The organism is Streptomyces sp. NPDC026206 (assembly GCF_040638465.1).
Lineage (GTDB): Bacteria > Actinomycetota > Actinomycetes > Streptomycetales > Streptomycetaceae > Streptomyces.
The window spans coordinates 11821-34145 of the sequence record NZ_JBEZYL010000006.1; the positions used below are offsets into that span (position 1 = coordinate 11821).

At 74.4% G+C, this 22325-nt stretch carries 16 protein-coding genes; 5 read left to right on the top strand and 11 right to left on the bottom strand.

Annotation, left to right across the window (positions count from 1 at the left end; translation table 11 throughout):
- The first annotated feature begins 174 nt into the window (after positions 1–174).
- Entirely contained in the window at positions 175–891 is a 717-nt protein-coding gene (locus AB0F13_RS11465) for a hypothetical protein (protein WP_362078894.1), read from the top strand.
- 253 nt (positions 892–1144) lie between these two features.
- Positions 1145–4234 (top strand): SCO5717 family growth-regulating ATPase, encoded by a 3090-nt coding sequence (locus AB0F13_RS11470; protein ID WP_362078897.1) that lies wholly within the window; start codon positions 1145–1147, stop codon positions 4232–4234.
- A gap of 63 nt (positions 4235–4297) precedes the next feature.
- Here the strand turns inward: AB0F13_RS11470 and AB0F13_RS11475 are convergent, their stop codons facing one another.
- The 9 genes from AB0F13_RS11475 to rimP form a co-directional block, all read right to left on the bottom strand.
- Positions 4298–5263 carry a bifunctional riboflavin kinase/FAD synthetase gene (locus AB0F13_RS11475; protein ID WP_362078900.1) on the bottom strand — a complete coding sequence of 322 codons (966 nt, stop codon included), beginning with the start codon at positions 5261–5263 and terminating at the stop codon, positions 4298–4300.
- 52 nt (positions 5264–5315) lie between these two features.
- On the bottom strand, positions 5316–10295 hold the full coding sequence (locus tag AB0F13_RS11480; RefSeq protein ID WP_362078903.1) for a hypothetical protein: 4980 nt from the start codon (positions 10293–10295) through the stop codon (positions 5316–5318).
- Between the two features lie 249 nt (positions 10296–10544).
- Positions 10545–11450: a tRNA pseudouridine(55) synthase TruB gene (gene truB / locus AB0F13_RS11485; RefSeq protein ID WP_362078906.1), complete on the bottom strand. Its 906-nt coding sequence runs from the start codon at positions 11448–11450 to the stop codon at positions 10545–10547.
- Positions 11450–11911, bottom strand: coding sequence for a 30S ribosome-binding factor RbfA (gene rbfA, locus AB0F13_RS11490; protein ID WP_362078909.1), 462 nt, complete (start codon positions 11909–11911; stop codon positions 11450–11452). Before rbfA ends, truB begins: the two co-directional genes overlap by 1 nt.
- Before the next feature lie 64 nt (positions 11912–11975).
- Positions 11976–12269: a DUF503 domain-containing protein gene (locus AB0F13_RS11495; protein ID WP_362078912.1), complete on the bottom strand. Its 294-nt coding sequence runs from the start codon at positions 12267–12269 to the stop codon at positions 11976–11978.
- Positions 12270–12407: 138 nt separating this feature from the next.
- Positions 12408–15479, bottom strand: a complete 3072-nt coding sequence (gene infB / locus AB0F13_RS11500; protein ID WP_362078915.1) for a translation initiation factor IF-2 — start codon at positions 15477–15479, stop codon at positions 12408–12410.
- 145 nt (positions 15480–15624) lie between these two features.
- Entirely contained in the window at positions 15625–15930 is a 306-nt protein-coding gene (locus AB0F13_RS11505; protein WP_362078918.1) for a YlxR family protein, read from the bottom strand.
- Between the two features lie 209 nt (positions 15931–16139).
- Positions 16140–17132 (bottom strand): transcription termination factor NusA, encoded by a 993-nt coding sequence (nusA, locus tag AB0F13_RS11510; RefSeq protein WP_362078920.1) that lies wholly within the window; start codon positions 17130–17132, stop codon positions 16140–16142.
- 2 nt (positions 17133–17134) lie between these two features.
- Positions 17135–17683, bottom strand: coding sequence for a ribosome maturation factor RimP (gene rimP, locus AB0F13_RS11515; protein WP_362078922.1), 549 nt, complete (start codon positions 17681–17683; stop codon positions 17135–17137).
- 224 nt (positions 17684–17907) lie between these two features.
- Here rimP and AB0F13_RS11520 point away from each other — a divergent pair, with 224 nt between their 5' ends.
- The 3 genes from AB0F13_RS11520 to AB0F13_RS11530 are packed head-to-tail and all read left to right on the top strand — an operon-like array spanning position 17908 to position 19844.
- Complete coding sequence (locus AB0F13_RS11520) at positions 17908–18384, top strand: hypothetical protein (protein ID WP_362079534.1); 477 nt, start codon at positions 17908–17910, stop codon at positions 18382–18384.
- The gene (locus tag AB0F13_RS11525; RefSeq protein ID WP_362078925.1) at positions 18381–18878 is read left to right on the top strand and encodes a ferritin-like domain-containing protein; all 498 of its coding nucleotides are present in this window, start codon (positions 18381–18383) and stop codon (positions 18876–18878) included. Before AB0F13_RS11520 ends, AB0F13_RS11525 begins: the two co-directional genes overlap by 4 nt.
- A 30-nt stretch (positions 18879–18908) precedes the next feature.
- Positions 18909–19844, top strand: a complete 936-nt coding sequence (locus AB0F13_RS11530; protein WP_362078928.1) for an aminoglycoside phosphotransferase family protein — start codon at positions 18909–18911, stop codon at positions 19842–19844.
- Between the two features lie 122 nt (positions 19845–19966).
- Here AB0F13_RS11530 and AB0F13_RS11535 read toward each other — a convergent pair whose 3' ends face one another.
- Complete coding sequence (locus AB0F13_RS11535; protein WP_362078931.1) at positions 19967–21679, bottom strand: proline--tRNA ligase; 1713 nt, start codon at positions 21677–21679, stop codon at positions 19967–19969.
- Between the two features lie 77 nt (positions 21680–21756).
- Positions 21757–22290 (bottom strand): GNAT family N-acetyltransferase, encoded by a 534-nt coding sequence (locus tag AB0F13_RS11540; RefSeq protein WP_362078934.1) that lies wholly within the window; start codon positions 22288–22290, stop codon positions 21757–21759.
- Positions 22291–22325: the final 35 nt, after the last annotated feature.

Genomic DNA, 22325 nt, shown 5'->3' on the forward strand with positions numbered 1-22325 from the left:
AGCGGTCTTGTGCCCGCAGGTCCTGTGCCCGCGGGTCATGCGCCCGCAGACCGTGCGCCCGCAGGCCATGTGCCCGGCGGCCATGTGCCCGCAGGCCATGCGCCCCCAGGCCCTGTGCCCGACAGTGCTGTGCCCGCAAGTCATGCGCCCGCAGGCCCTGCGCCCGGCAGTCCTGTGCCCGTGGTACGGCGGCCGCGCCTGGGATTCGGGCTGATCGGGCCGCGGCGCGGGCGGCACGAGGTGTCGCCGGAGCAGTTCGAGGCGCTGGCCCTGCCCGTCGGCGACGACGGCGTCGTCATCGGCTCCGACGAGCAGGGCGCGCCGGCCGTGCTCGGGCTCGGCCGTCCCACGGCGTTCGACGTCGTCCTGGTCGGCGGCGCCTGGACGGCACAGGTCATCGCGCTGCGCGCGGTCGGTACGGGCGCGCGGGTCGCGGTGGAGACCGGGCGGCGGCAGTTGTGGACCGCGCTCGCACAGTCGGCCAACACCGGGCAGCAGTCCATCACCCTGCACGACGTCGGCCGGGTCCCGCCGCAGGGGCCGTCCCTCCACAGTCCGGTGCTCGTCGTCCGCGACTGCGGGGCGCGGCCCCCGCGCGGGCGGGCCGGTTCGGCGCCCTGGCAGTCCGTGCTGACCCTGCTCCCCTACCCGAGCCCCGCCACACCTCGGCTGATGGCCCAGGCGGACCTCGTGGGCGTCCAGCGGGTCGCCCCGGACGAGGCGCGGCAGATCGGCCGGACGATGAGCCTGTCGCCCGACGATGTCGAGGCGCTGTCCACCCTGCCGGACGGGGTCACGCTGTGGTGCACGCGCTCGGCGCGGACGTACGTGACCACGCAAGCCACCGAGCCGGAAGCGGGGCTCCTGGGCGCGGCCCGGCGCATGGAGTGACGCTCCCGTGTCGCGGGAACCGCTCGGGGAAGCCTTGTTCCGCCGGGGTGCGGTGAGCGGAACGGGGCAGGCCTGCCGCAGCGATGCGGATGACGATTAGTCTGTATGAACGTACGCACTGGAGAACCCGATGCCAGTCCTGTCCCGTGACAGATCACGCGACAGAGGGGAAACCCGGGCGATCGGGGCGTCAGGAACGGTCGGCCCCGTCAGATGAGTCCATGGGCGCCGGACCACACCAGCAGGAGGCATTGTGAGCAGCGATCGGGACGAGATCCGCGCGGCCGGGAAGACAGCCGGCGAGGACCGGTCCGACGCCGCGCACGCGCCGGAACACGAGCACGAGCCCGAACACACGGGTGAGTTCACCATCGATTACACGCCGCCCGCGTGGTACACGCAGAGCACGCCGTCGGTCGGCGGAACTGCGACCGCCGCACCTCCGCCGCCTGTCGGCGAGCCGCTCCCGGCTGCGCCGGTATCGCCCCGTTCGCCCGCTTCGGGCGAGGGCGAGGACGAGGTGAACAGTCCGGCCTCGATGCGGTTCTCAGCTGCGGCGACGCACGGTGATTCCGGCGAGGGCGGCGAACGGGACGGCTCAGGTGCGGGCCCGGCGGAGTCACCGGGTGCCACGCCGCCGGTCGCGCCGGTCGCGCCCGCGGAGGCGTGGACCCCGCCGCCGGTGCCGCAGGTCTCCCTGCCGCCGCTCCCGCCGGACTTCCCGCCCGCGACTCCGCCGGCGGCGTGGCCGTCGGCGCCGCAGGCCCAGGGCCTGCCGCACCCGGACGCCCCGGCAGCGGCCGCGCCGCAGGGCGGCTACGCGTACCCCGCTCCCGGGGCCCAGGCCAACGGGTCGGCGCCTGAGGGTGCTTACGGCTACCTGGGCCAGAGTGCCGCGGGGGCCGTCGCGGGTGACCCCGGCACGCCGGGCGCCTCCGAGCCCGCCGCCGCGCCGCAGAGCGACGACCGCGGCCCCGGGGCGCCCGAGGCGCCCCGGGCGGACGTGGACGCCGACGCCGCAACGCCCGGGCCTGAGGACGCGAATGCTCCGCACGGCGACGACGACCGGTCCGCGCGCCCCGGCGCGGAGGAGAAGCCGGGGCCCGACAGCGACCTCGCCGCGGCCACGGCCGCGCCGGAAGAGGGCGCCCCCGCAGCCGTCACGGACCCCGCATCCGCCGCACCCGCGCCCCGGGATGCCCCCGGCCACCCGGCCCCGGAGACCCCGCACGCCACCACTCCCCCGGCCCCGTCGGCCCCCAACACGCCCGCCCCGCAGGACGGTTACGGCTATCCCGCTCCCACCGCCCCCCGCGCGGGTTACGGCTACCCGCGCCCGGCCACCACGGACGCCCCCGGCACGCCGACCCCACCGACCCCGGGTACGCCCGCCCCGCAGGGCGGTTACGGCTACCCGCGCCCGGACGTGCCGAACGCTCAGGCGCCCCAGGACGGTTACGGCCACCCCCGACCGGACGCGCCGAACGCCCCCGGCACCCCCACCCCGCCGGCCCCGAACACACCCGCCCCCCAGGGCGGTTACGGCTACCCCGATCCCGCCGCGCCCCGCGACGGTTACGGCTACCCGCAGCCCGGCATTGCGGGTGCCCCCGTGCCGCCCGCTCCGCCGGGAGCGCCCTTCGGGTACCCCGGCCCGGGCGTACCCGGTGCTCCCGTGCACCCGGGCGCACCCAGCGGTTACGGGTACCCGGCCCCCGGCACCCCGGCGCCCGACGCGGGGGCACCCGCCGGTCAGCAGCCCGGCGCTCTGCCCCCGGCCGCGTTCCCCGAACAGCTTGTGCCGGGTCAGCCGATGCCCGGACAGCCCATGCCCGGGCAACCCATGCCGGGACAGCCGATGCCCGGACAGCCGATGCCCGGGCAACCCATGCCCGGACAGCTCCAGGCAGGCGCCCCCGGCCCGTACGCCCCGCAGCCGGGCATGCCTTACCCCAGCCCGGAGGGCACCCCGCATCCGGGCATGCCCTACCCCGGCCCGGAGGGCACCCCGCAGCCCGGAATGCCTCACCCCGGTGCCGAGGCGGCGCCGCAGGGGCCGCAGGCGCGGCAGGGGCATCCCGGTGCGCTTCCGCCCGCCGTGAGCCCCGGGCCGGAGGCGGCCTACCCGGGCGCCGCTCCCGGCGATCCGCACGCCTACCCCGCCCCGTACGCCGCGCAGCAGGGCGCGGGCGCCGCTCCCGCCGACCCCCGTTCGGGCGGCTGGCCGAGCGTGGCGCCCGAGCAGCGGCAGCGCTCCGTGCACGGGGCGCCGCTGGGGTTCACGGCCGCCGTGGAGCTGTCCTCGGAGCGGCTACTCAAGGGCAAGCCGAAGCCGAAGAAGCAGAGTTCCCCGAACCGCTTCAAGTTCGGCGGCAAGAAGGAGGAGGCCGAGCGGCAGCGCAAGCTGGAGCTGATCCGCACGCCGGTGCTCTCCTGCTACCGCATCGCCGTCATCAGCCTCAAGGGCGGCGTCGGCAAGACGACGACCACCACCGCCCTCGGCTCGACGCTCGCCGCCGAGCGGCAGGACAAGATCCTCGCGATCGACGCCAACCCCGACGCCGGCACGCTCGGCCGCCGCGTGCGCCGGGAGACGGGCGCGACCATCCGTGACCTGGTGCAGGCGATCCCGCACCTCAACAGCTACATGGACATCCGCCGTTACACCTCGCAGGCGCCCTCCGGACTGGAGATCATCGCCAACGACGTCGACCCGGCGGTCTCCACGACCTTCAATGACGAGGACTACCGGCGCGCCATAGACGTGCTGGGCAAGCAGTACCCGATCATCCTCACCGACTCCGGCACCGGCCTGCTCTACAGCGCCATGCGCGGGGTCCTCGACCTCGCCGACCAGCTGATCATCATCTCCACGCCGTCCGTCGACGGCGCGAGCAGCGCAAGCACCACCCTCGACTGGCTGGCCGCGCACGGCTACGGCGAGCTGGTCTCGCGCAGCATCACGGTCATCTCGGGTGTGCGCGAGACCGGAAAGATGATCAAGGTCGAGGACATCGTGTCGCACTTCGAGACCCGCTGCCGCGGCGTCGTCGTGGTGCCGTTCGACGAGCACTTGGCCGCTGGTGCGGAGGTCGACCTCGACATGATGCGGCCGAAGACCCGCGAGGCCTACTTCCACCTGTCCGCCATGGTGGCCGAGGACTTCGTCCGGGCCCAGCAGCAACAGGGGCTCTACGCGGCGCCCCATCAGGCGCCCCCGGTGCCGGGCGGCTACGCGCCCGCGCCCGAGGTCCCGTACAACCCGTACGGCGCCGCCCAGCCGCAGGCCCAGCCCGGCCCGTACCCCCAGCAGGACGGCTGGTCCATGCCGCCCCAGCAGTAGGCACATACGTGGAAGGGCCCCGGGCGCGACGAACGCGCCCGGGGCCCTTCCACGTAACGATCGTCAGCCCGCGACGACGGCTGCCTCGTGCGCCGCCACCAGCTCCCGCGCCCGCTTCACGTCGTCCGCCATGCACTCCAGCAGCGCCTCGATGGACTCGAACTTCTCCATCCCGCGCAGGTAGGCGAGGAAGTCCACGGCCGCGTGCATGCCGTACAGCTCCAGGCCGACGCGGTCGATGGCGTACGCCTCGACCGTCCGCTCGGTCGCGTCGAACTGCACGTTCGTGCCGACCGAGATCGCCGCCGGCATCGCCTCGTCCTCGACCGTCAGCCAGCCCGCGTAGACGCCGTCGGCCGGGATCGCGGTGTGCGGCAGCGTCTCCACGTTGGCGGTCGGGAAGCCGAGTTCGCGGCCGCGCTGCGCGCCGCGGACGACGACGCCCTCGACGCGGTGCGGACGGCCGAGGATCTCCATGGCGCCCGCGACGTCGCCCTCGGCGACCAGGCGCCGGGTCAGGGTGGAGGAGAACGGCAGCCCGCCGCCCGCCTCACCCGTCACATACAGGTCGATGACCTCGACGCCGTAGTCGTAGGTGGCGCCGAGCTCCTTGAGGAAGTCGACGTCACCTGCCGCGCGATGGCCGAAGCGGAAGTTGGGGCCCTCGACGACGAGCCGCGCGTGCAACTTGTCGACCAGGACCTTCACCACGAAGTCGGCGGGCGACAGCATCGAGAACTCCGCCGTGAACGGCAGGATCAGCAGCGCGTCCACGCCAAGCTCCGCCATCAGCTCCGCACGGCGGTGGTGCGGCGCCAGCAGCGGCGGGTGGCTGCCGGGCCGGACGACCTCGCTGGGATGCGGGTCGAACGTCACCACGACCGCGGGCACGCCGAGCTCGCGCGCCCGGTCCACCGCGCGGCCGATGATCAGCTGATGCCCGCGGTGCACGCCGTCGTACGAGCCGATGGTGACGACGCTGCGCCCCCAGTCCTGGGGGATGTCCTCCAAGCCACGCCAGCGCTGCACTGTGCCCGCTCCTCGCCCGAACCCGAACCTTTGTCTGTCTGATGACGCAGGTCTAAGAGTGCCATGCCGGTTGGCGACGTCCTGCATCGGCCGGTGCACCGGCTGTCAGGTCCGCCGGGTCCGCGGGGTCCGTTCCCTCTCCCTGGCCCCGCGCGCCCCCCTTCTCCCGCCCGGCGGTCAGCCTGATCCGTGCGCTCGGGCCCACCACGACGGCCCATTGGGCGGGCGCCGACTTCAGCCACCCGCGGACCTGGGCGCCGAAGAACGGGACCTCGCGGGCGAGCTGCGTCAGCCGCCGGTCGAAGCACGCGGCGCCTTCGGTGGTACGGGCCATCAGCAGGCCGGTGCGGTGGACCAGGTCGCGGGTACGGCCCTCCGAGCGCTCCGCGGCCCCGGCGGCCACCGCCCGCAACAACGCGTCGAGGACCGTGACCTCGCGCTCGTACGGCCCGTACTCCTCCCGCTCCATCAGCACCTCCAGCAACTCCTGGCGCAGTGGGCGGGACAGCGGGGTGCCCGGGTCGGCCAGTACGGGCGCCAGGGCGCGGCGGACCTGGGCGGGACAGCTGCGCAGCAGGTCCACCACGAGGGGGAAGAGGACCGCACGGGCGGCGGGGCCGTCCTCCAGGCGCCGGTCGATGAAGGCCGCGGCGTTCTCGGCGCCCTCCGGGCGGTGCTCGACGTGCTCCCGCACGAGGGTGGCGATGCGGCGGGCCAGGGTGGCGGGCGCGGACACCTCGGCGAGGGTGCGCAGAACGGCGGCGGGCCGCTCCCCGGGCTCGTACAGCCGCGCCTGGAAGGCGCCGAGCACGAGGTCGGCGTGGGTGCTCAGGGCGGGGGCGAGAACGCCGGGCGGCAGGTGCGGGTCGGCCGCGGCGAAGCGCGCGAGGGCCTGCGGGAGGTGCTTGGCACGCGTGCCCCTGTCGCGTACGAGGAGGGCGAGCGCGGTGCCGTGCAGGGCGCCTTCGGCGGGGCGGGCGAGGAGGGCGAGGGCGGAGAAGCGCAGCAGTTCGCGGTCGGCGTCGGTGGTGACGTGGGGTGCCGTCCGCAGCCCGTACGCGGCGGCCGCCACGTGACGCTCGACGCGGTCGTCGTGGGCCCAGCGGTCCACGGCCCGGCAGAGCGCGGAGGGCTCGTCCTCGGCGAGGGCCGCCAGCAGCTCGTCGGCGCGGGGGTGGCCCGCCTCCACGAGGGCCTCGGCGAGGTCGTCGATGGCACGCCGGCGGTGAGTGTGCAGCAGGGCCTGGGCGGCCGTGGCGACGGTGGGCCGCACCCGGCCGCCGATGGGGACGGTCTGCAGGGCCCGCTCGTCGGTGAACCAGCGGCACAGCAGGGGCTGGGCGGCACAGGGGTGCTCGCTCATGAGCGCGGCGACCGCGGTCAGGAAGCGGTCCGACTGGGGAGCGGCGGCCGCCTGGGCCTGCGGCTGCGCGGTCCTGTCGGCGGACGGCGAGGCGTCGGCGCTCCGCGCGCCGCCCGGGGCGGCGGTCCTCCGCGACCAGCCGGGGCGGGCCGCGCCGGGGCGGGCGGCCCGGCCCCGGCCGCGGCGCGGCGCGTGGTCGTCCGGCAGCCCGTGGCCCCCGGCCGCGCCCGACGCCTCCGGTGACACGAACCCGCCCGCCGCCCGCCCCGCACCCGCACCGTCCGGCCGCTCGGAACTCTCCGCCGCGCCCACTCCGTCCGATGACACGGAGCCGCTCGCCCGCCCGGTCCGGTCCGCGGCGGCACCGTCCGGCTGCGCGAAACTCTCTGCCGCGCCGAACTCGCCCGATGACACGGAGCTGCTCCCCCGCCCGGCGACCCCGTCCGCACCCGCACCGTCCGGCCGCCCGGAACTCCCCGCCGCGCCCACTCCGTCCCGTGACACGGAACCCGCCCGCCCGGCGGCCCCGTCCGCATCCACACCGTCCGACCGCGCGGAACTCTCCGCCGCGCCCACTCCGTCCCGTGACACGGAACCCGCCCGCCCGGCGGCCCCGTCCGCATCCATACCGGCCGACTGCGCAGAACTCTCCGCCGCCCCCCGCCCATCCGGTGACACCATCCCCGCCAGCCCGGCGGCCCGGTCCGCACCCGCACCGTCCGGCCGCGCAGAGCTCTCCCCTCGGCCGGCGTTCTCCTGCACGCCCTCGCCGGGCACCGCGGAGGGCTGCGCATCGTCCCCCGCACCGCGCGCCTGCCCGGGCACCCGTCCCGCCGGCTTTTCCGGCGCGCCCGCGCCGCCCGCTCCCGCGCGCCCCTCGGCCACGCCCCCGGCTCGCGAGGTGCCGGCGCCCCTGACCTGGCCGGGCAACCACACTTCCCCGGTGTCCTCCGCCCGGCCCGGCACCCGGGCGCCCTCGGTGACCTCCGGCGAGGCGATGCCGTGCGCCTCGATGACGTCCTCCGCACCGGCTACGGCATCGCCGGGCGCCCGGCCGTGCTCGTCCTGCTCCATGGAGGGTCCGGCCGGGCCCGGCCGGGCACTCGCCGTGCCCTGGGGTACGGCGTCGGCGGCGTCCGGCGCCGGGCCCGCCTCCAGTGCGGCTGTGGCGGCTTCCTGCGCCGCCCCCGGCGGCGGTGCGTCCGCGGGGATCAGGATCCGCAGCAGTTCCAGCCGTTCGGCGAGGCCGAGCGGCAGGCGCAGCCAGAACCACGGGCCGAACTCGGCGAGCCCGCCCAGCGTGGCGGACGCGGCGCTGTCGAAGCCCCCGATGGCGACGGAACGGGCGGTGACGCGCTCGGCGAGCAGGCGCAGTACGCCCATGTAGGGCGTGGCGTCCGGGACACGCAGCAGGGCCTCGCCGAGCAGGTGGGCGGCCCACCAGGAGGGGTCGCTGACCACGCGGCTGCCGCCCTGCTCCTTGGCCTCGGCCGCCTCGGCGCGCTGGGAGAGCGTCTCGACGGCGTGGACCAGGGCGCTGAGCCGGCGGGAGAGCTCGGTCGGCCCTGAGCGCCGCGCGAGCAGGAGCAGCGCCTGGAGGACGGGCCCGATGCGGTGGCGCGGGACCGGCAGGGGCCTGGGCGGCTCCTGCGGGGCCGCGCTGCCGCGTTTGCGGCGGCGGGCGGCGCCGGGGCGCCCGGCGCCGCCGGAGCCGGGCGGGGGCGGCACATGGCCCTCGGCCGCGGGCATCGGCCCGCCGCCCGCGCGGGACGGCAGGCGCACGGCGGCCTCGGCGGGCGGGCCCTCCGGTTCGTACCAGCGGTGGACCAGGGCGTGCAGGGCGGCGTCGAGGTCGAGGTGGGTGCCCTGCAGCCAGTCGGCGAACTCCTCGTGGGCGAAGCGGTAGCCGGAACCGGCCGGTACGAGCAGGCCCTCCGTCAGCACGGCGGAGGCCCAGCCCGTGCGCCAGGGGAACAGCTCCTCGAAGGCTTCGCGCTCCAGCTCCCCCTGGCCCGGGCCGAGGCAGCGCCGGGCGGCCTCGTGCACCTGCCCGGCCACCCGGGCGGCCAGCCGCCGCACGGCCGGGCCGCGCAGGGGCGGCCTGCGGGAGGCGGCCAGCCGTACGGCGATGCGCAGGCAGATCAGGTCGAGGTAGGCGGCGAACACGTCCCAGCGGCCGGGGGCGGCCTCACCGGTGCCGCCGACGCCCACCGTGCCGTCCGGAAGGGCGGCCCGCACCTCGGCGAGGAGCCGGAGGGCGAGCGGGTGGCCCGCGTCGGCCGGGTCGATCGCGTCCGGGGGGATGCCGTAGGACGCCCGGGCCTCGGCCGCCTGGCCCGGGGTCAGCCCGGGCAGCCGGCAGCAGGCCGGCAGGGCGCGCCGCCCGGGCGCCGGGAGCGGTGCGCAGGGGCCGCCGGGGGCGTGCAGGACCTCGGCCGGGAACAGGGCACCGGCGCTCTCCCAGTGCTCGGGGCGGCAGGCGACGATCAGGCGGGCCGAGGTCTGCCGCAGCCAGCGCGTGGTCGCCGCGGTCCACTCGGGCAGCCCGTGAGCGAGGACGGGCGGCATTTCCTCGGGCCCGTCCAGGAGGACGAGCAGGGGCCGCCCCATGCGGCGGGCCAGCTCCGCGACGTCCTCGGGGCTGGCGTCGGTGGTGTCCCCGACCGTGCCCGCGGGGCCCGCCGAGGCGGTGACGATGCGCCCGGCCGCCGCCAGGGCCCGGGCGATCGCGTCCCGTACGCTCTCGTCCCCCACCTGCAGGTCCGCGCCCCGCAGCCAGATCGTCGGGGCGGGCTCGGCGCCGCGCGCCCGCCGTCCGGCCAGCGCGCCGAGCTCGGTGGTGCGGCCCGTGCCGGGGTCGCCGACCAGCCCGAGGACGCGGGCCCCGCTCCCCGGCTCGCCCGGCTCCACATCGAGGAAGCGGGCGAACTCGCGCTCGGTCTCCGGGCGCTCCACGGGCTCGCGCCACGCGCGCGGCGTGACGACCGAGCCCAGGGCGGTGGCCGTGAGCTGCAGCGCGCCCGCGAGGTTGAGGTCGGGGCCGAAGGCGGGGACCGTGGCGGAGTTGCGGTCGAGGAGCTCGGCCAGCGGTCCGCCGGGCGCGGCCGCTGCCGCGGCCCGCAGGGGAATCGCGAAGCCGGCGGCCCGGCGTTCGGCCTGCAGCGCGGTACCGAGGACGGCGACGACCGCCCCGGTACGGGCGTCGAAGACGGGGCCGCCCGTGGCCTCGTCGCCCAGGCGCAGCCCGGCCCGCTCGGACAGCGACAGCTCCAGGGCCGCGCCCAGCAGGTGGAAGCGGTCGGTCGCCGTATACGTGACCGGGACATCGCCGACGATGCGGGCGGTGTGCCAGCGGCCGGTGCGCAGCCGGACCTCCCTGCCGCCCTCGAAGCGCACGGCCGCTGCCACTGGCAGCGGCGGGACGCCGAGCCCTTCGGTGCGGACCAGGGCCAGGTCGAACTCGGGCAGGGGCGTGACGTTCTCCGCGCCGACGACGCAGGTCAGCTCGCCCGCTGCGTGCAGGACAAGCCGCGCCAGACCGTCGACCGCCTCGTGGCTGGTGATCAGGGTGCCGTGGTCGTCGGCAAGAAATCCCGTGCCGCGTGCGCGCCCCGCGAGGTCACGGATGCGCACCAGCGACTCTTCCGCGTCGGCCCGCCGACCGTTCATCTCGTCGAACCTCCCCGCCGTGCTCGTACACACGACGGTAGGCAGCGGATGATCGGCGAAGCCAGGTCCCACCCTGAACGCGCCCCCTTCCACCCCCCTGGTTCACTCCGAGCGCCTGCCCGTTGGGGTGAATCACCCGTCCCGGATGGATAGAGACCAGTGGGAGGGGGATCGTGGGGCGGGGAACGCGTGGAACGACGCGGTCCCCGCCCCACGGTGTGGGGCGGGGACCGGTGGAACGGCCGACCGCTAGGCGAAGACCGCCAGGCTCTTGGCCTTGCCGCCCTGGTTCTCCACCAGCACCAGGAAGCGGCCGTCGGGTCCGAAGACGGCGATGGGGCCGGTGGTGTCGAACATCGGCACCTTGATCCGGACGCCGTTGCCGAGCAGCCGGGCCTGCTCCTCGTTCACGTCCCAGCGCTGGAACGCGGCGGCGGCCGCGTCCGCGACGGGCATCACGGTCAGCTCCTCCTGGAGCTGGTCGAGCGTGCGGGCGTCGCCGATCCGGTACGGGCCGACGCGGGTGCGCCGCAGGGCCGTGAGGTGGCCGCCGACGCCCGTGTCCGCGCCCAGGTCGCGGGCGAGGGCACGGACGTATGTACCGGACGAGCAGACGACGGAGACCAGCAGGTCCTGCACCGGCGTGCCGTCCGCCGCCTCGGCGGGGAGCACGGCGTGCACGGTGAAGGCGGAGACCGTCACCGGCCGGGCGGGGATCTCGAACTCCTCGCCCTCGCGCGCCCGCTTGTAGGAGCGCACGCCGTCTATCTTGATCGCGCTGACCTTGGACGGCACCTGCATGATGGCGCCCGTCAGCTCGGCCACCCCGGCGTCGATCGCCTCGCGGGTCACCGCGGAGGCGTCCGTGGACGAGGTGATCTCGCCCTCGGCGTCGTCGGTCACCGTGTTCTGGCCGAGCCGGATCGTCGCCACGTACTCCTTCTCGGTCAGCGCGAGGTGACCGAGGAGCTTGGTGGCGCGCTCGACGCCGAGGACGAGCACACCGGTCGCCATCGGATCGAGCGTCCCCGCATGGCCGACGCGCCGGGTGCGGGCGATGCCCCGCATCTTGGCGACGACGTCGTGCGAGGTGAAACCGGCAGGCTTGTCGACGATGACCAGCCCGTCCGGGGTGGTCGGTGCCTTGTGCTTCATCAGGCGCCGGCGCCCTTTGCGTCGTCGCCCTCGTCCTCGTCGCCCGGCTTGCGGTACGGGTCGGCCTCGCCGGCGTACGCCGCGCCCGAGGACGCCTCGCGCACCTGGGCGTCCGACATCCGCGCCCGGTCGAGGAGGTCCTCGATGGCCCGGGCGTTGTCCGGCAGGGCGTCCGCGACGAACGTCAGCGTCGGCGTGAACTTGGTGCCCGCGGCGCGGCCGACCTCCGAGCGCAGGATGCCCTTGGCGCTCTCCAGGCCGGCGGCGGCGCTGGCCCGGTCCTCGTCGTCGCCGTAGACCGTGTAGAAGACCGTAGCCTCCCGCAGGTCGCCGGTGACGCGGGTGTCCGTGATCGTCACATGCGAGCCGAGCCGCGGGTCCTTGATTCCGCGCTGCAGCTTCTGTGCGATCACCTCGCGGATGAGGTCCGCCAGCCTCTTCGCACGCGCGTTGTCGGCCACTGGTCCGTCTCCTTCTCGTCTTCCATCATTGTGCTCTCGGCGCCGGCGCGCCCGGTCGACGACGCTAGTCGTCATCTCCGTGGATCCGCCGCCGTACCGACAGCAGCTCCACTTCGGGACGTGCGGCGACCATGCGCTCGCAGCGGTCCAACAGGTCTGTGAGGTGCCCCGCGTCCCCGGAGACCGCCGCCACGCCGATCGTGGCCCGGCGGTAGAGGTCCTGGTCGCCGACCTCCGCCACGCTCACCGCGTACTTGCGGTGCAGCTCGGCGACGATCGGGCGGACGACGGAGCGCTTCTCCTTCAGCGACCGTACGTCGCCGAGGAGGAGGTCGAAGGACAGAGTCCCTGCATACATGCGATACGGGTGATGCCCACCCGGGAGGCGTGAGGTGTTATCCGTTTCTGTACCGGCTCTTCGAACCGTACACGCAACGGCCGGGGCCGATCGACGGAAATATGCTCCGCCGACCGGCCCCGGTCGCGCTCTGCGGGATCAGCCTCGCGGCTTCTCGCGCATCTCGTACGTCGCGATGACATCGTCGACCTTGATGTCGTTGAAGTTTCCGAGGTTGATACCGCCCTCGTAGCCTTCGCGGATCTCGGTGACGTCGTCCTTGAAGCGGCGCAGACCCTGGATCGTGAGGTCCTCCGCGACGACCTTGCCGTCGCGGATGAGGCGAGCCTTGGTGTTGCGCTTGACCTCGCCGGAGCGGATGAGAACACCCGCGATGTTGCCCAGCTTGGACGAGCGGTAGATCTCGCGGATCTCCGCCGTACCGAGCTCGACCTCTTCGTACTCCGGCTTCAGCATGCCCTTCAGGGCCGCCTCGATCTCCTCGATCGCCTGGTAGATGACCGAGTAGTACCGGACGTCGACGCCCTCGCGCTCGGCCATCTGCGTGGCACGGCCCTCGGCGCGGACGTTGAAGCCGATGACGATGGCGTCGGAGCCGGTCGCCAGGTTGATGTCCGACTCGGTGACCGCACCCACACCGCGGTGCAGCACGCGGATCTCGACCTCTTCGCCGACGTCGAGCTGGAGCAGCGAGGACTCGAGAGCCTCCACCGAACCGGACGCGTCGCCCTTGATGATGATGTTGAGATCCTGCACCAGACCGGCCTTGAGCACCTTGTCGAGGTCCTCGAGGGACACCCGGCGGGTGCGCTTGGCGAAGGCGGCGTTGCGCTCACGCGCAGCGCGCTTCTCGGCGATCTGACGGGCCGTGCGGTCCTCGTCGACGACGAGGAAGTTGTCGCCGGCGCCCGGGACGTTGGTCAGACCGAGGACGAGGACCGGGGTCGACGGACCCGCCTCTTCCACGTTCTGGCCCTTGTCGTCGAGCATCGCGCGGACACGGCCGTAGGCGTCACCGGCGACCATCGTGTCGCCGACGCGGAGGGTACCGCGCTGGACGAGCACGGTGGCGACGGCGCCGCGGCCACGGTCGAGGTGGGCCTCGATCGCAATACCCTGCGCGTCCTGCTCCGCGTTGGCGCGCAGGTCGAGCGAGGCGTCCGCGGTGAGGACCACGGCCTCCAGCAGGCTGTCGATGTTCAGACCCTGCTTGGCGGAGATGTCGACGAACATCGTGTCGCCGCCGTACTCCTCGGCCACCAGACCGAACTCGGTGAGCTGACCGCGCACCTTGGTCGGGTCGGCACCCTCGACGTCGATCTTGTTGACCGCGACCACGATCGGCACGTCGGCCGCCTTGGCGTGGTTCAGCGCCTCGATCGTCTGCGGCATGACACCGTCGTTGGCCGCCACCACGAGGATCGCGATGTCGGTCGACTTGGCACCACGGGCACGCATGGCGGTGAACGCCTCGTGACCCGGGGTGTCGATGAAGGTGATGGCGCGCTCTTCGCCGTTGACCTCGGTGGCGACCTGGTACGCACCGATGTGCTGCGTGATACCGCCGGCCTCGCCCGCGACGACGTTCGTCTTGCGGATGGCGTCCAGCAGTCGGGTCTTACCGTGGTCGACGTGACCCATGACGGTCACGACCGGCGGACGGGAGACGAGCATCTCCTCGCCGCCCTCGTTCTCACCGAACTCGATGGAGAACGACTCGAGCAGCTCGCGGTCCTCCTCCTCGGGGCTGACGATCTGAACGGTGTAGTTCATCTCGTCGCCGAGGAGCGTCAGCGTCTCGTCGGACACCGACTGGGTGGCCGTGACCATCTCGCCGAGGTTCATCATCACGGCGACGAGCGACGCGGGGTTCGCGCCGATCTTCTCCGCGAAGTCGGTGAGGGAGGCACCGCGCGACAGGCGAATGGTCTCGCCGCCGCCGCGGGGCAGCATCACGCCGCCGACGGACGGGGCCTGCATGGCCTCGTACTCCTGGCGCCTCTGCCGCTTCGACTTGCGACCACGACGCGCCGGACCGCCGGGACGGCCGAACGCACCCTGCGTGCCACCACGGGCACCGGGGCCACCGGGACGGCCACCGAAGCCGGGACGACCGCCGAAGCCGCCGCCACCACCGGGAGCGCCACCGCCACCGGGACGGCCGGCGAAGCCGCCGCCGCCACCGGGACGACCGCCGCCACCGGGACCGGCCGGACGACCGGCGAAGCCGCCGCCCGCGGGACGACCGGCGCCACCGGGACGACCAGCGCCGCCACCGGGACCGCGACCGCCGCCACCGGGGCCCGGACGCGGGCCGGCAGCCGGACGCTGCGGCATCATGCCCGGGTTCGGGCGGTTACCGGCGGGGGCACCGCCGGGACGCGGGGCGCCACCGGGGGCACCCTGCGGACGAGGCATGCCGCCCGGGGTCGGACGGGCGCCACCCTGGCCCTGCGGACGCGGGGCGCCACCGGGGCCGCCCTGCGGACGCGGGCCGCCGGGACCGGCCTGGCCGGGACGCGGGGCGCCACCGGGACGGGGGGCCTGCGGACGGGCCATACCGGTGGAGCCACCGGAGGTGAAGGGGTTGTTGCCCGGACGGGGACCGGCCGGACGGGCGCCACCGGGACGCGGGGCACGCTCGCCCTGGCCCTGCGGACGCGGGGCACGCTCGGGACGGCCACCGTCACGCTGGCCGGCCGGACCGGGACGCGCACCGGGGCGCGGACCGGCGGCACCGCCGCCGGGACGCGCCGCGGGGCGGTCCTGGGACGGGGCGGCCGGAGCCGGCGCGGAGAACTCCGCGGCGGGCACCGGGGTGACCGGGGCAGGCTTGGCCGGAGCCGCCGGAGCCGCCGGAGCAGGCTTCGGGCCGGGGCGCGGGCCGGGGGCCGGTGCGGCGCCTGCGGGCTTGGTGGTGCTGGGGGTCTCCGCGGCCGGCTTGGGAGCCGGGGCAGCGGGACGGGGGGCGCCCGGAGTGGGGGCACCCGGCTTCGGCGCTGCCTTACGCGGCGCCGCGGGCTTCGCAGCGGACTTGCCGGCGTTGCCGCCGGGCCCCTGCAATGCGTCAGTCAACTTGCGGACGACCGGCGCCTCGATAGTCGAGGACGCCGAACGGACGAATTCACCAAGTTCTTGGAGCTTGGCCATGACGACCTTGCTCTCCACTCCGAACTCCTTGGCGAGTTCATATACCCGGACCTTAGCCACTTCGCTCCTTCTAGGTCCGGGTGTCCACCGGACCGTCGCTACTTCATGGGCGTACTCATCGCGTACTCATCGAGTGCTCATCGCAATCTCGACCTACTTCCAACTCGCGAGGTACCTGACCGCACGGTCACCCGTGCCGTTCTTCTTACGGTGTTGCCTGGCAGTGCTGCCGGTGCTGGCCGATCTGTTCGATGTACCGGCGCAGTTCCGCCGTGTCGAGCGGTCCCGGGCTTTTGAAGGCCCTGGGGAACGCCCGGCGGCGTACCGCCAGATCGAGGCAGACCAGTGTGGGGTGCACAGAGGCACCCCGGCCGGGCAGCGTACCGCGCGGATCGGGGACGCAGACGCCCTCGATCATCACGGTCCGCAGCAGCTCGCCCTTGGCCGCTCGCTCCCGGCACCCCACACAGGTGCGCTCAGGGCATGCGCGGGCATGCGTCCGGCCAGACACCGTTAAGTCTACCTCCCCACGCCGACCTCACCCCTTCGGGGCACTGATCGTGCGCGTATGCGTTTCGGCCATGATCGGCCAGGATTCGGGGCCCCTGCCGGGATCCACCGGGGGGCATGAGCCCGTGACGGTCTTCAAAAAGACCGATCCGGGCCGCTCGGAGCGGGCTGTCGCACGCCCCCCGTCGCTGCTGTGCGCTGCCGCGGGGGTCAGTCGCGCTCCGGCTGCTGCTCGGTGTCCGGGCGGATGTCGATCCGCCAGCCGGTGAGCCGCGCCGCGAGCCGGGCGTTCTGGCCTTCCTTGCCGATGGCGAGGGACAGCTGGTAGTCCGGCACGGTCACCCGTGCGGAGCGGGCGCCCAGGTCCACGACCTCGACCTTGCTCACCCGGGCGGGGGACAGCGCGTGCGCCACCAGCTCCGCCGGGTCGTCCGACCAGTCGACGATGTCGATCTTCTCGCCGTGCAGCTCGGCCATGACCGCGCGGACCCGGCCGCCCATCGGGCCGATGCAGGCGCCCTTGGCGTTCAGCCCGGAACGGGTCGAACGCACCGCGATCTTGGTGCGGTGGCCGGCCTCACGGGCGATGGCGGCGATCTCCACCGAGCCGTCCGCGATCTCCGGGACCTCCATGGCGAACAGCTTCTTCACCAGGTTGGGGTGGGTGCGCGAGAGCGTCACGGACGGGCCGCGGACACCCTTGGCCACCCGCACGACGTACGTCCGCAGACGCGTGCCGTGCTTGTACTCCTCGCCGGGCACCTGCTCCTGGACCGGCAGGATGGCTTCCAGCCTGCCGATGTCGACCAGGACGTTCTTGGGGTCCTTGCCCTGCTGCACGATGCCCGCGACGACGTCGCCCTCACGGCCGGCGAACTCACCGAAAGTGATCTCGTCCTCGGCATCGCGCAGACGCTGGAGGATGACCTGCTTCGCGGTGGTCGCGGCGATGCGGCCGAAACCGGAGGGGGTGTCGTCGAACTCCTTGGGCTCCTCGCCCTCGGCGAGGTCCTGCGGGTCCTCCTTGGCCCACACCGTCACATGGCCGGTCGACCGGTCCAGCTCCACGCGGGCCCGGCGACGGCTTCCCTCGGTGCGGTGGTACGCGATGAGGAGGGCCGACTCGATCGCCTCGACCAGCAGGTCGAAGGAGATCTCCTTCTCTCGCACCAGACCCCGCAGGGCGCTCATGTCGATGTCCACGGCTACGCCTCCTCTTGATTCTCGTCTTGAACCCCGGACTGCTCTCCGGCGGATTCGACTGCGGCCGTCTCGTCGGCCTTACGGTTGAACTCGATCTCGACACGCGCCTTAGCGATCTCGCTGAAGGCCACCCGGCGGGCGGTGGGCTTGCGGCCCTTCACACCCGGCACCTCCAGGTCGAGCCCCTCGTCGTCCACGGCGACGATCCGCGCGACGAGCTCGCCGCCCGCGGTGAGCTGCGCCTTGATCAGCCGTCCGGTGGCACGCACGTAGTGACGGTGCTGCGTCAGGGGCCGGTCGGCGCCGGGAGAGGTGACCTCCAGGACGTACGGATCGCCACCCATGGCGTCCGTCTCGTCGAGCTTCGCGGAGATGTCACGGCTCAGATCAGCACACGTGTCCAGCTGCACACCCGCATCGGAATCCACCACGATGCGCAGCACACGCCGGTTCCCCGCCGGTGTCACCTCGACCTCTTCCAGGTCCAGCTCTCGCGCGCTGACGAGAGGGGCGAGGAGCTCGCGCAGCCTCTCGCTCTGGGTGGTGCTCATCCGGGTGACTCCTCGGCCGCGTGTGCTGTTGTGGGAAAGTCGCGTGTCAGGTCAAAGCCTATCTGTTCCGGCAGCCGGCTGACGATTCGGTGCCCGGTCCCCGGCCCCGCGGCCGCACGCCGGTACGCTCGCGTGCGGTGATCATGCCCGGACGAGGCGGAAAGAGGATCGTGCCGCTCACGACGACGACGCGGGGCGCCGAAGGCCCGCGCAGACGCAGGGTACTGGCCGGGGCGACGGCGGCCCTGCTGACCGGTGGCGCGGGCGCGCTGCTGGCCGGTTGTTCCTCCGGTGACGCCGGTGCCGAGAAGCGCTCCTCGGCCGCGCGGCGGCTGCGGGAGAGCGCCGGCCGGAACTCGGTGGCACTGCTGGAGCGCTACGACGCGACGATCGCCGCGCACGCCGCCCTGGCACAGCGGCTGCGGCCGCTGCGGGCCGAAGCCGCCCGGCACGCCGAGGCCTTCGGCACGGGCCCGGCAGCCCCTTCCGCGTCCGTCTCCCCGTCGGCCGCGCCCGCCGCCCCGCCCGTACCCGGCGACGAGAGAGCGGCGCTCGCAGCGCTCGCCGAGGCCGAGCGGCGCACCGCCGACTCCCGCACCTCGGCCCTCGGTTCGGCCTCCCCCGAACTCGCCCGCCTCCTCGCCTCCGTGGCGGCGGCCGGCGCGGCCCACGCGTACCTGCTCACCGGAGGTGGCTCATGACGCGGACCGCGGACTCCGGTGGCGCGACGCGCGCGGTGGTGGCGGCGGCGCAGGCCGCCCTCGCCGCCGAGCACGCGGCCGTGTACGGCTACGGGGTGGTCGGCGGGCGTGTCGAGGACGCCCGGGAGGCCGAGGCCCGTGAGGGGTACGACGCGCACCGGGCACGACGGGACGCGATGACCCGCGCCGTACGGGACCTGGGCGCCGAGCCCGAGGCCGCGGCGGCCGCGTACTCCCTGCCGTTCCCGGTGCCCGACGGGGCGGCCGCGGTGCGGCTGGCGGCGGAGCTGGAGAGCCGGCTCGCGGCCGTCTACGCCGACCTCGTACGGGCCGCCACGGGCGCCCTGCGCGGCGACGCGGCGGTGGGGCTGCGGGAGGCGGCGGTGCGGGCGGTGCGCTGGAGCGGCAGCAGCGTAGCCTTCCCTGGGCTCGCCGAGCGGGCCGCTCCCGCCGGGCCGGACCGCTCGCCGAGCGGCTCGCCCCCGCAAGCCTGACCAGGAAAGAACGAAAGGGACAGCTCAGGGATGGCCAACGCTCACGACCGCCTCGAACCGCCGGATCGGCTGGTTCGGACCCTGGGCTCGGACCCCGCCTCCGGCGCCGCCGCGCAGCAGTGGCTCGCGGCGCTGCCCGGCATCGCGCAGGAGTGCCTGGCCCGTTGGGAACTGACACCCGAACGGGTGCAGATGCCCGGCGGCCGGACCAGCATGGTCGTCCTCGTCCGTCAGTCCGACGGCACGCCGGCCGCGCTCAAGCTCACCCCGCCGGACGGCACGGCCGCCCGCGAACACGCCGCGCTCGCCCACTGGGACGGCCGCAGCGCGGTGCGAGCGCTGCGCGTGGACCCGGAGGCCGGGGCGCTGCTGCTGGAGCGGCTGCACTCCGATGTCAGCCTGCGCTCGCTGGCGGAGGCCAAGGCACAGCTGGAGGCGGCGGCGACGCTCCAGCGGCTGTGGGTGCCGCCGCCCGCGGAGCACCCGTTCACGACCGTGGCCGGGCACACGGCCGCGCCGGCCGACGCGCTGCGCTCGTACCGCGGGCAGCCGTGGGCGGCGGATGCGCGGGCCGTGCTCGACGAGGCGCTGGACCTGCGGGACGGCCTGGTGGCGGCCGGCGGCGAGGACTCTCCTGCACTGCTGCACGGCGAGTACCACCAGGGCAATGTGCTGGCCGCCGACCGGGCGCCCTGGCTGGCCATCGCGCCCCGCCCGCTGGTCGGTGAACGGGCCTACGACCTGGCCTGGCTGGTCCGCGACCGTGCCGACACGCTGCTGGCGGCGCCCGGCGCGGCGGCTGCGGCCCGCCGCCGCGTGGCGAAGCTGGCCGAGTCCCTGGACGTCGACGCCGGGCGGCTGCGCGGCTGGACGCTCTTCCGCACGGCGGAGGCGGGGGCGCGGCTGCTGTCGCTGGGGGCGCGGGGGCAGGGCGAACTCCTGCTGGAGTTCGCAAGCTTGCTGTAGCCGGGGCTCCGCCCCGGACCCCGGTCACAGCAGCCCGTCCGGCGCTTGAGGACAGACCACAGCAGCCCGTCCGGCGCTTGAGGACAAGAAACGGTGAAAGGGCGGGTAGGGGAACCTCCACGTCAGTGCACCGGTCGCACCGCCTCCGTCAGCCGCGCCACCGCCTCGCCCACCGGCAGTTCCTCCTTGGCCCCCGTGCGGCGGTCCTTCACCTCGACCACGCCGTCGGACGCCCGGCGGCCGACGACGACAATCGTCGGCACACCGATGAGCTCGGCGTCCGTGAACTTCACCCCCGGCGAGACGCCCGCCCGGTCGTCCAGCAGAACCCGCACTCCGGCCTCCGCCAGCCGCGCGGCGACCGCCTCGGCCAGTTCGCTCTGCGCGGCCTTGCCGGCGGCCACGACGTGGACGTCCGCCGGGGCGACTTCACGGGGCCAGCACAGGCCCGCCGCGTCGTGGGTCTGCTCGGCGAGGGCGGCGACCGCGCGGGAGACGCCGATGCCGTACGAGCCCATGGTGACCCGGACGGGCTTGCCGTGCGGGCCCAGTACGTCGAGGCCGAACGCGTCGGCGTACTTCCGGCCGAGCTGGAAGATATGGCCGATTTCGATCGCCCGCCCGACCTCCAGGCCCGTGCCGCAGCAGGGGCACGGGTCGCCGGGCTCGACCACGACGACGTCGACGTAGCGGTCGACGGTGAAGTCGCGGCCGCAGACGACGTTGCGGGCATGGGTGTCCGGCTTGTTGGCGCCGGTGATCCACGCCGTGCCGGGCGCCACGCGCGGGTCGGCGATGTACGGCAGGTCCGCCGGCCCCTGCGGGCCGACGTAGCCGCGTACGAGCCCGGGCCGGCCGGCGAAGTCCTCGGCCGTCACCAACTCCACCACGGCGGGGGCCAGATGCTCCCGCAGCTTGCCCAGGTCCACCTCGCGGTCGCCGGGCACGCCGACGGCCGTGATCCGTCCGTCGACCTTCACGAGCAGGTTCTTGAGCGTGGCCGAGGCGGGCACGCCCAGGTACTCGGCGAGCGTGTCGATGGTGGGGGTGCCGGGGGTGTCGAGCTCCTCGACGGGGCCGTGGCCGGAGGGGTCGGCGGGGGCCACGACCGTGGTCACCGCCTCGGTGTTGGCGGCGTAGTCGCACCGGGGACAGTCGACGAAGGTGTCCTCCCCCGCGGCCGCCGGGGCCAGGAACTCCTCCGACGCCGAGCCGCCCATCGCGCCGGAGACGGCGGAGACGATCCGGTGGTCCAGGCCGAGGCGTTCGAAGATGCGGATGTAGGCGGCGCGGTGCAGCCGGTACGACTCGGCGAGGCCCTCTTCGGTGGTGTCGAAGGAGTACGAGTCCTTCATCTGGAACTCGCGCCCGCGCAGCACGCCCGAGCGGGGCCGTGCCTCGTCCCGGTACTTGGTCTGGATCTGATAGAGGATCACCGGCAGGTCCTTGTAGGACGTGCACTGGTCCTTGACCGTCAGTGTGAAGATCTCCTCGTGCGTGGGTCCGAGGAGATAGTCCGCGCCCTTGCGGTCGCGCAGCCGGAAGAGCAGGTCGCCGTACTCCTTCCAGCGCCCGCTCGTCTCGTACGGCTCCCTGGGCAGCAGCGCGGGCAGCAGGACCTCCTGGCCGCCGATGGCGTCCATCTCCTCGCGGACCACGCGCGTGACGTTGTCGAGAACCTTCTTGCCGAGCGGCAGCCAGGTCCAGACGCCCGCCGAGGTGCGGCGCACGTACCCTGCCCGGACCAGCAGCCTGTGGCTGGCGGTCTCGGCGTCGGCCGGGTCGTCACGCAGCGTCTTGACCATCGTTGCGGACATGCGCTGGACCTGGGCCATGACTGTCTCCTGCGTACCGTGCCGAGAGCGATTGGCCAGGAGACTAGCGGGCGGCACCGACAGCGGGAAACGGTTTCTCACCCCAGCAGCGGCAGCGGCGCCCCCATGACCGCGTACGGGCTCGGCGCGCTCGGGAAGACCACGTGCCGCGCCAGGTCCCGGTATCCCAGCTTGCGGTACAGCGCCCGCGCGGGGCTCTCCCGGTCGATGGCGGACAGGATGGAGCGCGGCTCCTTCGCAGTGGCCGTGATGGCGGTGATCAGGGCGCGTCCGATGCGCCGGTTCTGGAAGGCGGGGTGGACATGCAGCTCGGTGATGACGAAGGAGTCGTCGAGCCAGCCGTCGCAGCCGTTGGCGCGCAGGTACGGTTCGACGACCGTGGACCACCAGTGCGTACGGTCGTTGGGCATCCCGTAGACGAAGCCGACGAGGCGCCCTTCGGGTGTGGTGGCGCCCAGGGCCCGCGCGCCGGGGCAGGCGAGGTGCCGCAGGACGATGTGGCGTCGTACGCCGACCTCCTCCGGTGTGAGCCCGAAGGCGACGGCCTGCACGGCCAGCGCTTCGTCCACCCGCGCGGCGAGGTCGAGCGGTCCGACCGCGATGTCATTCATGCGGGGAGGCTACCCGCAGGTTCGTCCCCCGGTCG